The organism is Streptomyces sp. NPDC057137, from assembly GCF_042670825.1.
GTDB lineage: Bacteria > Actinomycetota > Actinomycetes > Streptomycetales > Streptomycetaceae > Streptomyces.
Genome location: NZ_JBHUUW010000037.1, coordinates 66048 through 79128, shown reverse-complemented (window position 1 = coordinate 79128; position 13081 = coordinate 66048). Strand labels below are relative to the sequence as shown.

Sequence of the window (13081 nt, the reverse complement as noted above, 5' to 3'; positions counted from 1 at the left end):
CAGGGTACGCACCCGCGGCCCCTCCGGCGAACACGTCCCTAGGCCTTGTCCGCCGGCTCCCGCTCCGCCATGTCCGCCTCGGACAGGCCGAGTTCGGCCAGCACCTCGGCCGTGTGCTCCCCCAGTCCTGGCACCCTTCGGCCGCCCGGCGGCTCCGCCGTGCGGTGCAGCGGTGAGGTGACGACCCGGACCGCCTGCCCGTCCGGCAGCGTCGCCTCCGACCAGCGCCCGGTGGCCGCGGCCTGCGGATGGGCCAGTACGTCGGCGATCTGGTTCAGCCGCGCGTACGGCACGTCCGCCGCTTCGAGCCGGGCGGTGACCTCGGCGGTGGAGAGGGTGATCAGCCGGGCCTGCACGGCCCGTTCGGTGCGTTCACGGTGCCGTACCCGCGCACTGTTCGAGCCGAAGTCCGGGTCGTCGAGCAGCGCCGTATCGGCGAGCACCGTACGGCAGAGGCGCTGCCACTGCCCCTCGTTCTGCACCGCGATCAGCACGTCCTGGCCGTCGGCCGTCGTGTACGGCCCGTACGGGGCGATGCTGGCGTGCCGCAGTCCGGCGGGCGCGGGCGCCGACCCCGAGTGCAGTTCGGCGAGCAGCAGCGGGCTCATCCACTCCAGCAGCACGTCGAACAGGGCGATGTCGATCCGCTGCCCCAGGCCGGTCCGTTCGCGCGCGTACAGGGCCGAGGTGACGGCGCTGAGCGCGTACGACCCGCCGGCCAGGTCAGCGAGGGAGACCCCGGGCTTGGCCGGGGTCTCGGGCGTGCCTGTGGCGGAGATCGTGCCGGCCTCGCCCTGCACGAGGGCGTCGTACGCCTTGCGGTCGGCGTACGGGCCGGCCGGCCCGTATCCGGAGAGGTAGCAGCGCACCAGGCGCGGGTTCAGCTCCGCGAGCGCCTCGTCGGTGATGATCCGGTTCAGCGCGCCGGGCGCCAGATTGCAGACCAGTACGTCGGCCCCGGCGAGCAGTTGGCGCAGTGCCCGGCGCCCCGGCTCGGTCTTCAGGTCGAGTACGACGCTGCGCTTGCCCCGGTTGAGCCAGACGAAGTGGCTGGCCAGGCCGTGCACGCTCTCGTCGTAGCCGCGCGCGAAGTCCCCGCCGCCCGGCCGTTCGATCTTGACGACCTCGGCGCCGAGGTCGGCCAGATGACGGGTGCACAGGGGTGCGGCGACGGCCTGTTCGACCGCGATCACCCGGATGCCCCGCAGGTCGCCGGTCATCAGCGGCCGAAGCGCAGCACGGTGCCGACCGCGGGCTGCACGTAGTTGGCGGACATGTCGGTGGACAGGCGGGTGTGGGTGCGCAGTCCGCTGCAGTGCATCGGCATGACGGTGGCGACCTCCAGCTCGGCGAACGCGGCGGCGGTCAGGTCGACGTTCTCCGCCGGGGTGGTGGGGAAGCCGAGGTGGAAGCCGCCCATCACGGCACGGACGGGCTTGGGCCCGCACACCGCGCGTGCCTGCTCGATCGTGTTGACGACCCCGGCGTGCGCGCAGCCGGTGAGGACGACGAGGCCCGCGCCGCGTACGTCGATGACGAGGCCCATCTCGTCCATGACCTCGTCGCGGCGCAGCTTTCCCTCCGGCGAGACCTGGTAGAGACCGGGGTCGCCGGGCCGGAAGGCCGGTGCGGCGCCCGCCTCGAAGGCGACCTTCCGGGGGATCACACCGGTGGTGTGCACGCCGCAGCCGAGGTCGAGGGAGTCCTGGGTCAGTACGGGTACGCCGCCGGACCTCTCGACCTCGCCGAACCGGAACGCGGCGTTGTAGACGGACGAGGTGCGGCCGTCGCCCATGACCGCGTAGCGCGGCAGTTCCGCGTCGGCGTGGGTGGCGACGGGGATACGGCGGCCGGCGAGGTCGAGAAAGCGATGGATTCCACCGAAATGATCCGGGTGGCCATGGCTGATGACGACATGGTCGATGGAGGCGGGGTCGACGCCGAGTACGCGCATGTTGTGTTCGAGCACGGTGCCGGTGAGGCCGACGTCGAACAGGACGCGCACGCTGTGGCGGCCCCGTACCGCCTCGACCAGGAAGCTGATGCCGTTCTCCGCCTGGGGTGGCACGCGCTTGGGGTCGAAGTGCTCGATCAGGCCGTACCGGGAGACGCAGTGGTCGTCCACGGCCCCGTCCGCGCCGCCGGTTCCGTCGCCGGTGGGGCTGGCCTGGTCGGGCAGCAGCATGTCCACCTGGTTCTCGACCAGCACGGTAATCGTCACGCTGTCGGCTTCGAACACGCCGCGGTCCTCCCGTAGTTACGAGCCCGGGTCACGGGTCCGGGCGCCTCGCCCGCTTCCGTACGCGGCACCGGACTTGAAGTATGGTGAGTCGCAAGCTACATCATCGTCATGGAAAATGCATCATCTGATTCATGATGTGCAAGGAGAGTCCGTGCCAGTCCCCGAGTCGGTGCCCACGCCGCTGCCCGCGCCCGGTCAGCCGCCCCGTTCACATCTCTATGTACCCGCCGACCAGCCCCGCTTTCTGCGTGCCGCGCCGCGTTCCGGGGCCGACGCGCTGATCCTCGATCTGGAGGACGCCGTCGCGCCGGCACGGAAGGACGCGGCGCGCGCCGCCGCCGTCGCATTCGCCGTCGCATTCGCCGTCGCATTCGCCGAGGAGTCCGCCGCCGATGGCCCGGAGCTGTGGGTACGGATCAACGAGGGCGCCCGTGGCCGGGACGACGCCCGCGCGCTGATGGCCACGGGCCGCGTCGACGGGCTGTGGGTTCCGAAGGCGACCGCCGGGGCGGACCTGGACGAACTGATCGGGCTCGTCCCGGACGGGGCCGTCGCGCTGGGGCTGCTGATCGAGAGCGCCACCGGGCTGCTCTCCCTCGGCGCCACCGCGGGCCGCCCCGGCGTACGGCACCTTCAGCTCGGCGAGGTCGACCTGCGGGCGGATCTGCGCATGACGCCGGATCCCGGCCCCGGGGACAATCTGCTCGACTGGGCTCGCGGCCTCACGGTCGCGCACACGGCGGCGCACGGTCTCCTCTCGGCCGTCGCGCCCGTCTCGGTCCACACCTCGGACCCCGAGGCGTTCCGCGCGTCGAGCGTGCGGCTGCGCGCGCTCGGCTTCCAGGGGCGGGCCTGCATCCATCCGGTCCAAGTCGCCGTCGCCAACGAGGTGTTCGGCGTCGACCCCGGCGAACTGGCCGACGCGCACGCCCTGCTCGACCTCTTCGAGCACCGGATCGGCGCGGGCAGCGGCGTGTTCCGTGACAGCGCGGGCGCGATGGTCGACGCGGCGACGGTCCGCCGCGCCCGCGAACTCACCGGCCGGACGGGCTAAGCCGTGTCTGAGGGCGCCGTCTCGGCCGCCAGCCAGGCGAGATACGGCGCGTTGCCCCGTACCACCGGAATCGCGAGGATCTCCGGGGTGTCGTAGTCGTGCGCCGCCGTCAGATGCGCCTCAAGTGCCTGGTAACGGGCGGCGGTTGTCTTGAGGAGCACCTGCCACTCCTCCGTCGTCTCGACCGCGCCCTGCCAGCGGTAGACGGAGGTGACCGGCGCCGAGATCTGTGCGCACGCGGCGAGCCGCGCCTCCACCGCGCCCCGGGCCAGGGCGTCCGCCTTCGTGGCGCTGTCGGTGGTGGTCAGTACGGTCAGGAACTCAGGCCCGGTCATGTGCGCCACTCCTTCGGTTAGGCCGCCGCCGCGAACTGCGAGGCGTAGAGGCGGGCGTACGCGCCCCCCGACGCCAGCAGTTCGTCGTGGGTGCCCTGTTCCACGATATGGCCCGCCTCCATCACCAGGATCACGTCCGCGTCCCTGATCGTGGACAGCCGGTGCGCGATCACGAAGCTCGTACGGCCCTCGCGCAGTGACGACATCGCGCGCTGGATGAGGACTTCGGTACGGGTGTCGACGGAGCTGGTCGCCTCGTCGAGCACCAGGATGGACGGCTCGACGAGGAACGCCCGCGCGATGGTGAGCAGTTGCTTCTCGCCGGCGCTGAGGCCGCCGCCCTCCTCGTCCACGACGGTGTCGTAGCCGTCGGGGAGCGTACGGATGAAACGGTCGGCGTGCGTGGCCATCGCCGCCTCCACGACGCGTTCGCGCGAGACGTCGCCGGACACGCCGTACGCGATGTTGTCGGCGATGGTGCCGCCGAACAGCCAGGTGTCCTGGAGGACCATGCCGATCCCGGAGCGCAGTTCCTGCCGCGACATGGTGGAGATGTCGGTGCCGTCGAGGGTGATCCGGCCGCCGGTCACCTCGTAGAAGCGCATCAGCAGGTTGACGAGGGTGGTCTTGCCCGCGCCGGTCGGGCCGACGATCGCGACGGTCTGGCCCGGTTCGACGGACAGGGACAGCTCCTTGATGAGCGGTTCCGCGACCTCGTAGCTGAAGGCCACCTTCTCGAAGGAGACCTGGCCGGAGGACTTGCCGGACGCCCCGTCCTTGCCCGTCGGCTCCGCCGACTCCTCCTCCGCGTCCAGCAGATCGAAGACACGCTCCGCCGACGCGACCCCCGACTGGAGGAGGTTCGCCATGGACGCGATCTGGGTGACCGGTCCGTTGAATTCGTACGAGTACTGGACAAACGCCTGCACGTCGCCGATCGACAGTGTCCCCGACGCGACACGCAGCCCGCCGACGACCGCGATGAGGACATAGTTGAGATTGCCGACGAAGGTCATGGCCGGCTGGATGAAGCCGGAGATGAACTGGGCCCGGAAACTCGACGCGTACAGCGCCTCGTTGTGCTCCTCGAAGGTGCGTACGGCGTCGTCCTTGCGGCCGAACACCACCACCTCCGCGTGGCCCGTGTACATCTCCTCGACATGCCCGTTGAGCTTGCCCGTCACGGCCCACTGCCTGACGAACTGCGGCTGTGCCCGCTTCCCGATCAGTACGGCGCCGAGCACCGAGACCGGCACGGTCGCCAGCACCACGAGGGCCAGCAGCGGCGAGATCCAGAGCATCATCACCAGAACGCCGACGAGGGTGAGCAGCGCCCGCATGATCTGGGCGAAGGCCTGTTGCAGGGTCTGGGTGATGTTGTCGATGTCGTTGGTCGTGCGGGAGAGGACCTCACCGCGTGGCTGCTTGTCGAAGTACGCCAGGGGCAGCCGTGCGAGTTTGCGCTGGGCCCGCTCGCGCAGCCGGTGGCCGGCCCGCTGGACGAGTTCAGCGGTGAGCCGCAGCTGCAGCCAGGTGAGCCCGGCGGAGACGGTGACCAGGGCGAGTACGAGGAGAAGGCTCTCGCCCACGTCGCGGAAGTCGACGCCACCGGGCTGCCTCGCGCCGGAGACGACGAGGTCGGTGGCATGGCCGAGGATCTTCGGGAGGACGACGGACAGGGCCACCGCTCCCGTACCGGCGGCGAGGACCGCGAGGAGCAGGGCGCGTTCGGTGGCTCCGGGGGTGACCATCCGCAGCAGCCGGACGCCGGAGCGGCGGAAGTCCAGGGAGCTTTCGAGGGAGGGGGTTGCGATCGTGCCGGGACCGCGCTGGGGCGCGGGGCCCCGGCGTACTGGGGCGCTCATGCGGCTTCCTCCTCGCTGAGTTGGGAGAGGACGATCTCCCGGTAGGTGTGGTTGTCCCGCATGAGCTGTTCGTGGCTGCCGGTGCCGACGACCCGCCCCTGGTCGAGGACGACGATCCGGTCCGCGCCACGGATGGTGGACACCCGCTGCGCGACGATCACCACGGTCGCGCCGGTGGCCTCGGTCTCCTCCGCCAGTGCCACGCGCAGCGCGGCGTCGGTCGTGTAGTCGAGCGCGGAGAACGAGTCGTCGAACAGATAGAGGGCCGGTTTGGCGACCAACACCCGTGCGATGGCGAGCCGTTGGCGCTGTCCGCCGGAGAGGTTGCCGCCGCCCTGGGAGACGGGCGCGTCGAGCCCTTCGGGCAGCGCGGCGACGAACTCCCAGGCCTGCGCGGTCTTCAGGGCCTGCCACAGCTCGTCGTCGGTCGCGCCCGGTTTCCCGTAACGGAGATTGGAGGCGACGGTGCCGGAGAAGAGGTACGGCTTCTGCGGGACGAGGCCCACGGTGCGGGCGAGCAGCGCCGGGTTCATCTCCCGTACGTCGACTCCCCCGATCCGTACCTCGCCCGCCGTGGCGTCGAACAGCCTCGGCACCAGATTGAGCAGCGTCGTCTTGCCGCTGCCCGTGGAACCGATGACGGCGGTGGTACGGCCGGGCCCGGCCGTCAGGTCGATGCCGGTCAGGACCGGTTCCTCGGCGCCGGGGTAGCTGAAGCCGGCGCCGCGGATCTCCAGCCGGCCGGGCTCGGCGCCGCGGCCGTGCAGCGCGGTCACGGACGCGGCGGCGGACGCGGACACTGAGGGCGACGGCGGTACGACGCTCGACTCGGTGTCCAGGACCTCCCGGATGCGTTCCGCGCTCACGGCCGCGCGCGGCACCTGCATCAGCAGGAACAGCGTCATCATCACGGCCATCAGGATCTGCATCAGATAGCTCAGGAAGGCGATCAGCGAACCGGCCTGCAGGTCACCGGAGTTGATGCGGTGACCGCCGAACCAGATGATCGTGACGGTCGCCAGCTCCCAGACGAGGATGACGGACGGCATCATCAGCGCCATGAGCCTGCCGACGCGCAGGGCGACGGTCATCAGCTCCTGGTTCGCGCCGCCGTACCGCTCCTGCTCGTGCTCGTCCCGTACGAAGGCCCTGATCACCCGGATACCGGTGATCTGCTCGCGCATCATCCGGTTGACGTTGTCGATGCGCTTCTGCATGCCGCGAAACAGCTTCGGCATCCGGCGGAGGACCAGACCGACCACTCCGGCGAGGAGGGGGATGAAGATCAGCAGGAGGAGGGAGAGCGGCGGGTCCTGGTTGACGGCCATCACGATGCCGCCCACCCAGGTCAGCGGCGCCGCGACGAGCACGGTCAGTGCGAGGACCGTGAGCGTCTGCACCTGCTGTACGTCGTTGGTGGTGCGCGTGATCAGCGAGGCGGTGCCGAAGTGGCTCATCTCCCGTACGGAGAAGTCCTGTACGCGGGAGAAGACGGCGGACCGCAGATCACGGCCGACGCCCATCGCGACGCGGGCGCCGACGTAGACGGCGGCCCCGGCGCTGCCGATCTGGAGCACGGTGACGGCCATCATCACCGCGCCCGTCGACAGGATGTGGTCGGTCTCGCCGCGCAGGACGCCGTTGTTGATGATGTCGGCGTTGAGGGTGGGCAGATAGAGCGTGGCCAGGGTCTGGACCAGTTGGAGCACGACGGCGAGGGCGAGCAGTCGTCTGTACGGGCGCAGTTGGGCGCCCAGCAGTCGGATCAGCATGTCGCGCCCCCATCAACCGGCGTACGCGCGGACGGACTTGGCATCGCGCAGGGCCAGACCCCACCAGGCGAGCTGGTCGAGCATCGTGGTGGCCGCGGCGTCGGGGCGGTCCGGGTCCAGGTGCCGGCCCTCGTCGTCGAAGAGCGCGCCGGCGTTGTGGAAGGAGACGGTGTCGCGTACGGCGACGGCGTGCAGTTCGCCGAAGACCTGCCGCAGATGCTCGACGGCGCGCAGACCGCCGGAGACTCCGCCGTAGGAGACGAAGCCGACGGGCTTGGCCTGCCACTCGGCGAAGTGCCAGTCGATCAGGGTCTTGAGGGACGCAGGGTAGGAGTGGTTGTACTCGGGGGTGACGACGACGAAGGCGTCGGCCCCGGCCAGCCGGTGGGTGATCCTGGCGAGCTGGTCGCGGACCGGGGCCGCCGGCTTGAAGGAGAGGGCGGTCGGCAGGTCGGTGTCGGCGAGGTCGATCAGCTCGACGGTGAAGTCGTCGCGCCCGGCGGCCCGGGAGACGAACCAGTCGGAGACGACGGGGCCGAACCGTCCCTCGCGGTTGCTGCCCATGATGACGGCGAGCTTGAGCGGGGTCTGACCGGGGTCGGCCGCCTGAGCCGCGTTGGTTTTCGGGGTCGCTTCGGTCGTGGAGTCATTCGTCGTGATGTCCATGAGACGAGCGTGATACTTAAACCATGGTTCAGGTCAAGCTACTCTTGGCCGTATGACCCAACTCGCCTGGAACGCCAAGGAAGCCACGGTCGGTGAACTGGCCGAACGCAGTGGCATCGCCCCCTCCGCACTGCGCTTCTACGAGCGCGAGGGCCTGATCACCAGCCGCCGCACCACGGGCAACCAGCGGCGCTACAGCCGCGACACCCTCCGGCGCGTCGCCTTCATCCGCACCTCGCAGCGCCTCGGCATCCCGCTCGCCCTGATCCGCGACGTACTGGCGCTGCTGCCGGAGGACCGTACGCCCACCGAGGAGGACTGGGCCCGGATCTCCGAGTGCTGGCGCGCGGACCTGGAGGCCCGGATCCGGACCCTCCAGCGGCTGCGTGACAACCTCGCCGACTGCATCGGCTGCGGCTGCCTCTCGCTGGACCGCTGTGTGCTGTCCAACCCGGGCGACGAACTGGCTTCGCACGGCCCCGGACCCCGCAGGCTGATCGAGGACTGACCGGTCCTACCGTGGTCCCATGGCGCCTTCCGAAGTATTCGAAGTCATCGAGGTCAACGGTGAGCCGGCCACGGAGGCCGCGCTGCGGATCCCCGCGCTCAGCGGCTACGGGCACTTCACCGCGATGCAGGTCCGGGGCGGCCGGGTACGCGGACGGGACCTCCACCTCGCCCGGCTCGACTCGGCCACCCGCGAGCTGTTCGGCGCGGGCCTGGACGGGGAGCACGTACGGGAACTGCTCCGGCACGCGCTCGGTGACGTGTCCGACGCCTCGGCCCGCGTGTATGTGCACTGGCCGGACGGCGACAAGGAGGCGCGGGTGATGGTCACCGTCCGGCCGCCGCAGACCAAGTCCGACCGGCCGCACGGCCTGCTGTCGGTGCCGTACGCCCGCCCGGTCCCGCACATCAAGCACCTGGGCGGCTTCGGCCAGACGCACTATCTGCGGGCCGCCGAACGTGCGGGCTTCGACGAGGCGCTGCTGACCGCGCCCGGCGGGCTGGTGACGGAGGGCGCCATCACGAACATCGCCTTCTGGGACGGCACGTCCGTGGTCTGGCCCGAGGCGCCCTCGCTGCTGGGGGTCACCATGGCGCTGCTGGAGCAGCGGCTGCCTTCCGTACGGCGCCCGGTGACGCTGGCCGACCTGCCGTCGTACGCGTCGGCGTTCATCACGAACTCGCAGGGCATCGCGCCCGTCGACCGGATCGACGAGGTGCGGTTCACGGTCGACGCGGGGCTGATGGGGACGGTGTCGGCGGCGTTCGAAGCGGTGGAGTGGGACGTGATCTGAGCCGCCGCCACTCCTCAGCCGTGGCTCACCCATTCGGCACGACGGGTCATCCGGCGTGTCCCGTACCCAGCCGCCCGCCTTTGACCTGCGGAAACATCAGCTGGCAAGCGGGACACGCCGTAGAGAACCAGCCAATCTGATCCTCCATCAGCAGGCGTGCGCGCCGGGCTGCGCCTTATCTCGGAAGAGACGAGAACCGCGCCGCCCCGGAGGAAAACCATGCGCACCACCGCCCGCCTGCTGACCGGTACCGCGCTGGCGGCCACCACGCTCGGAGTGTCCCTCGTGACCTCCACCGCCGCGTTCGCCGGCGACCGGGGTGAGCTGGATCTGTACCCCTCGACCTCCGCGCCCGGCGCGACCGTCACGGTCAACACCACCGCCTGCGGCAAGGGCGGCCACGGCAAGGGGGACGCCAGTTCCCTGGGCGCGGGCGACTTCCATCTGCGGCCCGGCGACTACAAGGACATCGTCGTCGGCCAGTTCCGGGTGCCCGAGAACACCCGGGCGGGGAACTTCAGCATCTTCGTACGCTGCGAGAACGGCCGGGAGGCCCGCGGTGAGCTGACCGTCGAGCACCACCGCGAGCAGCAGCAGCCGTCCGGTCACGTACGGACGGGGGTCGGCGGCAGCGTCGGACCCGACACCACCCAGATCGCGGCGGGAGCGGTCATTCTGGCCGCGGCCGCCGTCGGCGGGACCTGGCTCCTGCGCCGCCGGGCGAGCGGCGCGCAGGGCAGCTGACGGGGAGGGCCGGTCTTCGAACTGGCGTCGTCCGCCCGCAGGGCGGGCCAGGCGTCGCCCGGCAGGCGCCAGTTCGAAGACAGGCCCGAGCGGCCTCCACCGCCTCTCCTGTCCCGCCGTGGCCCCCGCCTCCGTCATGCTCATCGCTGCCGGGGGCGGGGGAACATCTTCCGGAGAACTCATGATCGCGAAGGTCGAACCATGACCGTCAAGGGCAAGGCCTGGCTGATAGCCGGCGCCGCGTGCGTCGGAGTGTGGCTCGTGCAGAACGGCTCCCAGAGCATCACCCCGCCGATCCCGTCGGCCGCCCAGGCGTTCGCCGCCGGGCCCGGCTTCCACACGGACGCCGCCGCCGACCCGATGCCGGTCTCCTCGCCCGTACGGCTGCGGATACCCGAGATCGGCGTCGACGCGCCCGTCACACGGCTGGGGCTGACGAAGGACGGCGGTCTGGACGTGCCGCCGGCCGAGAACGGCGATGTCGCGGGCTGGTACGAGCGCGGTGCGACCCCGGGCGCCAAGGGCACGGCGATCGTCGCGGGCCATGTGGACAACGCGCGCGGCCCGGCCGTCTTCTACAGCCTGGGCACCCTGAAGAAGGGCCAGCAGATCGAGGTCACCCGTGAGGACGGGCGGACCGGCGTCTTCACGATCGACGCGGTCGAGGTCTACGACAACGAGGACTTCCCCGACCGGAAGGTCTACGGGAAGACGGACCGCGCCGAGCTGCGGGTGATCACCTGCGGCGGCGGATTCTCCGAGAAGACCGGCTACCAGGGCAACGTCGTGACGTACGCGCATCTCATCGGCGTCCGGCAGCCCTGACGGGCCCGACGACGCGTCGTCACGCCGTCAGGCCGATCACGCCGTCCACTGGTCGAAAGCGAGCTTCGCGACCAGCGAGAACACCACGACAAGCAGCACACCCCGGACGAACTCGCTGCCCTTCTTGAGCGCCATCCGCGCGCCGAACATGCCGCCCGCCAGGTTGAACACGGCCATCACCGCGGCCAGTTGCCACAGCACGGTGCCCTGGTAGGCGAACATCGCGAGCGCGCCGCCGTTGGTGCAGACGTTGACGATCTTGGCGGTGGCCGATGCCGTGACCAGGTCGAGGTGCAGCACGGCCGTCAGCGCCAGTACGAGGAACGTGCCCGTGCCGGGACCGAACAGCCCGTCGTAGAAGCCGATCCCACCGCCGACGAGGACGACCGCGGTGATGTGCCGGCCACGGGTGGCGGGGCCGCCCGCCTGCGCCCTGCCGAACGTGGGCCGCAGCATCACGAAGGCGGCCACACCGAGCAGTACCACCATGATCACGGGGCGCAGGACGTCGCTGCTGATCCCGGCGGCGAAGAACGCTCCCGTCATCGACCCGGTGAGTGCCATCAGCCCGATCCGTACGGCGCTCTTCACATCCACCGGCGCCTTGCGGACATAGGTCACGGCGGCGCCCGTGGTGCCGACGATCGCCACGGCCTTGTTGGTGCCGAGGATGTGCGCGGCGGGGACGTTCGGCAGACCGAGCAGCATGGCGGGCAGGAGCAGCAGCCCGCCCCCGCCGACCACGGCGTCGATCCAGCCGGCGGCGGCTGCCGCGAGGCAGAGGACGACGAGCATGGTCAGCGATATGTCGGGCATGATCACGACCTTATGGGACGCCTTGGCCGCTCTTCACATCGGCTCATCCGGCCTCACACCTCGCCTCGCACCCCGCCTCACACCCGGCACCGGCCCGCGCTGAGGGCAGCGTTCCGAGCGGGAAACAGCGGTGGTGCCGCCGGGTAACACCGGCCGCGCAGTCTGCGGACATGGCTGCTGGCGGCGGGGCGACGGAGATCGTGGTGATCGGCGGGGGCACGGCCGGAGTGCGGCTGGCCCAGCGTCTCGCCGCGTCCGCACCCGACTCCGACTCCGACTCCGCGCCGACGGTCACCCTGCTCGGCGAGGAGCCGCACGCCCCGTACAACCGCGTCCTGCTCGCCGAAGTGCTCGCCGGGCGGTACGGCCCCGAGGTCATCGCCCTCCCGCCGGTCCCCGGCGTCGAGCGGCGCGGTGTCCGGGCGGTGCGGATCGACCGGGCCGACCGGCTGGTGCGGTGCGACGACGGCAGCGTCGTGCCGTACGACCGGCTGGTCCTCGCGACCGGCTCGAACCCCGTGCTGCCGCCGCTTCGCGGACTCCGGCGACCGGACCACCCCGGTCTGCCCGCGGGCGTGCACCCCTTCCGGACCATGGACGACTGCCTGGCGCTCTCGGCGGCCGTTCGGCCGGGGACCCGCGCCGTCGTCATCGGCGGCGGGCTCCTCGGGGTCTCGGCCGCCCGCGCGCTCGCGGAGCGGGGCGCCCAAGTCGTGCTCACGCAGCAGGGCGAGTATCTGATGGAGCGTCAACTGGATGCCTCGGGATCACTGTTGCTGAGGCGGCGGCTGGAGTCGTGGGGAGTGGAGGTCCATACGGAGTGCCGGGTACGCGGTCTCGTCCGCACGGACGACGACGCCAGGGTGGCGGCCGTCGAACTGGCCGACGGCTTCCGTCTCGACGCCGAACTCACCGTTCTGGCCTGCGGCGTACGCCCCCGCACCGGCCTCGCCCGCGCCGCCGGGCTCGAAGTCCGGCGCGGCGTCGTCGTGGATGACGAGCTGCGGACGTCGGACCCTCACATCCACGCGATCGGCGACTGCGCGGAACACGGTGACCGGCTCTACGGTCTCGCCGGTGCCGCACTCGAACAGGCCGATTTACTGGCCCAGTTGCTCAGCGTGGACCCTGCGACCCGCTACACGGGCACCCGCTCCCTCACCCGGCTCACCCTCGCCGCCCTCGGCGGCCACGCACCCGAAACCCCGCCCTCAGCCCCGCTCGACCTCGCCGCGTTCGGCGAGACGACGCCCCTCCCCGGCGACGACATCGTCCAGCTGACCGATGCCACCCGCGGCGCCTACCGCAAGGTCGTCGTCCGGGGCGACCGCCTCGTCGGCGGCGTACTCCTCGGCGACCTCACCACCATCGGCGCGCTCGCCCGCACCTGGGAGGACGACGAACCGCTGCCGCCCACCACCCCGCCGCTCCACCTGCTCACTCCCGACGGAGGCTCCTGAG

General features: G+C 71.1%; 13 protein-coding genes. 6 read left to right on the top strand and 7 right to left on the bottom strand.

Annotation, left to right across the window (positions count from 1 at the left end; genetic code table 11):
• Window positions 1-38: 38 nt before the first annotated feature.
• Together ACFT9I_RS25925 and ACFT9I_RS25920 are read right to left on the bottom strand one after the other, a co-directional pair.
• Entirely contained in the window at window positions 39-1220 is a 1182-nt protein-coding gene (locus tag ACFT9I_RS25925) for a CaiB/BaiF CoA transferase family protein (protein WP_382567961.1), read from the bottom strand.
• Complete coding sequence (locus ACFT9I_RS25920; RefSeq protein ID WP_382567959.1) at window positions 1220-2239, bottom strand: MBL fold metallo-hydrolase; 1020 nt, start codon at window positions 2237-2239, stop codon at window positions 1220-1222. Before ACFT9I_RS25920 ends, ACFT9I_RS25925 begins: the two co-directional genes overlap by 1 nt.
• Before the next feature lie 154 nt (window positions 2240-2393).
• Between ACFT9I_RS25920 and ACFT9I_RS25915 the strand changes: the two genes are divergently transcribed.
• Window positions 2394-3296: an HpcH/HpaI aldolase/citrate lyase family protein gene (locus tag ACFT9I_RS25915; protein ID WP_382567957.1), complete on the top strand. Its 903-nt coding sequence runs from the start codon at window positions 2394-2396 to the stop codon at window positions 3294-3296.
• On the opposite strand, the gene cutA is transcribed toward ACFT9I_RS25915, so the two are convergent.
• From cutA to ACFT9I_RS25895, 4 genes are read right to left on the bottom strand one after another with little or no spacing between them, the layout of a single operon-like run.
• Complete coding sequence (cutA, locus tag ACFT9I_RS25910; RefSeq protein ID WP_382567955.1) at window positions 3293-3631, bottom strand: divalent-cation tolerance protein CutA; 339 nt, start codon at window positions 3629-3631, stop codon at window positions 3293-3295. The genes ACFT9I_RS25915 and cutA overlap by 4 nt on opposite strands.
• Before the next feature lie 17 nt (window positions 3632-3648).
• Complete coding sequence (locus ACFT9I_RS25905; protein ID WP_382567953.1) at window positions 3649-5496, bottom strand: ABC transporter ATP-binding protein; 1848 nt, start codon at window positions 5494-5496, stop codon at window positions 3649-3651.
• On the bottom strand, window positions 5493-7268 hold the full coding sequence (locus tag ACFT9I_RS25900) for an ABC transporter ATP-binding protein (RefSeq protein ID WP_382567950.1): 1776 nt from the start codon (window positions 7266-7268) through the stop codon (window positions 5493-5495). The genes ACFT9I_RS25905 and ACFT9I_RS25900 overlap by 4 nt, the downstream gene beginning before the upstream one ends.
• A 12-nt stretch (window positions 7269-7280) precedes the next feature.
• Window positions 7281-7934 (bottom strand): NADPH-dependent FMN reductase, encoded by a 654-nt coding sequence (locus tag ACFT9I_RS25895; RefSeq protein ID WP_382567948.1) that lies wholly within the window; start codon window positions 7932-7934, stop codon window positions 7281-7283.
• Window positions 7935-7986: 52 nt separating this feature from the next.
• Here ACFT9I_RS25895 and soxR point away from each other — a divergent pair, with 52 nt between their 5' ends.
• From soxR to ACFT9I_RS25875, 4 genes are all read left to right on the top strand, one after another.
• Entirely contained in the window at window positions 7987-8442 is a 456-nt protein-coding gene (soxR, locus tag ACFT9I_RS25890) for a redox-sensitive transcriptional activator SoxR (RefSeq protein ID WP_382567947.1), read from the top strand.
• Window positions 8443-8461: 19 nt separating this feature from the next.
• Complete coding sequence (locus tag ACFT9I_RS25885) at window positions 8462-9235, top strand: aminotransferase class IV family protein (protein ID WP_382567945.1); 774 nt, start codon at window positions 8462-8464, stop codon at window positions 9233-9235.
• A gap of 219 nt (window positions 9236-9454) precedes the next feature.
• The gene (locus ACFT9I_RS25880) at window positions 9455-9979 is read left to right on the top strand and encodes a hypothetical protein (RefSeq protein WP_382567943.1); all 525 of its coding nucleotides are present in this window, start codon (window positions 9455-9457) and stop codon (window positions 9977-9979) included.
• 201 nt (window positions 9980-10180) lie between these two features.
• Window positions 10181-10804: a class F sortase gene (locus ACFT9I_RS25875; protein WP_382567942.1), complete on the top strand. Its 624-nt coding sequence runs from the start codon at window positions 10181-10183 to the stop codon at window positions 10802-10804.
• A gap of 36 nt (window positions 10805-10840) precedes the next feature.
• Here the strand turns inward: ACFT9I_RS25875 and ACFT9I_RS25870 are convergent, their stop codons facing one another.
• Window positions 10841-11620 (bottom strand): sulfite exporter TauE/SafE family protein, encoded by a 780-nt coding sequence (locus tag ACFT9I_RS25870; RefSeq protein ID WP_382567940.1) that lies wholly within the window; start codon window positions 11618-11620, stop codon window positions 10841-10843.
• 170 nt (window positions 11621-11790) lie between these two features.
• On the opposite strand from ACFT9I_RS25870, the gene ACFT9I_RS25865 reads away from it, so the two are divergent.
• A complete protein-coding gene (locus tag ACFT9I_RS25865) occupies window positions 11791-13080 on the top strand; it encodes an NAD(P)/FAD-dependent oxidoreductase (RefSeq protein ID WP_382567938.1) in 1290 nt (429 codons plus the stop codon).
• Window position 13081: the final 1 nt, after the last annotated feature.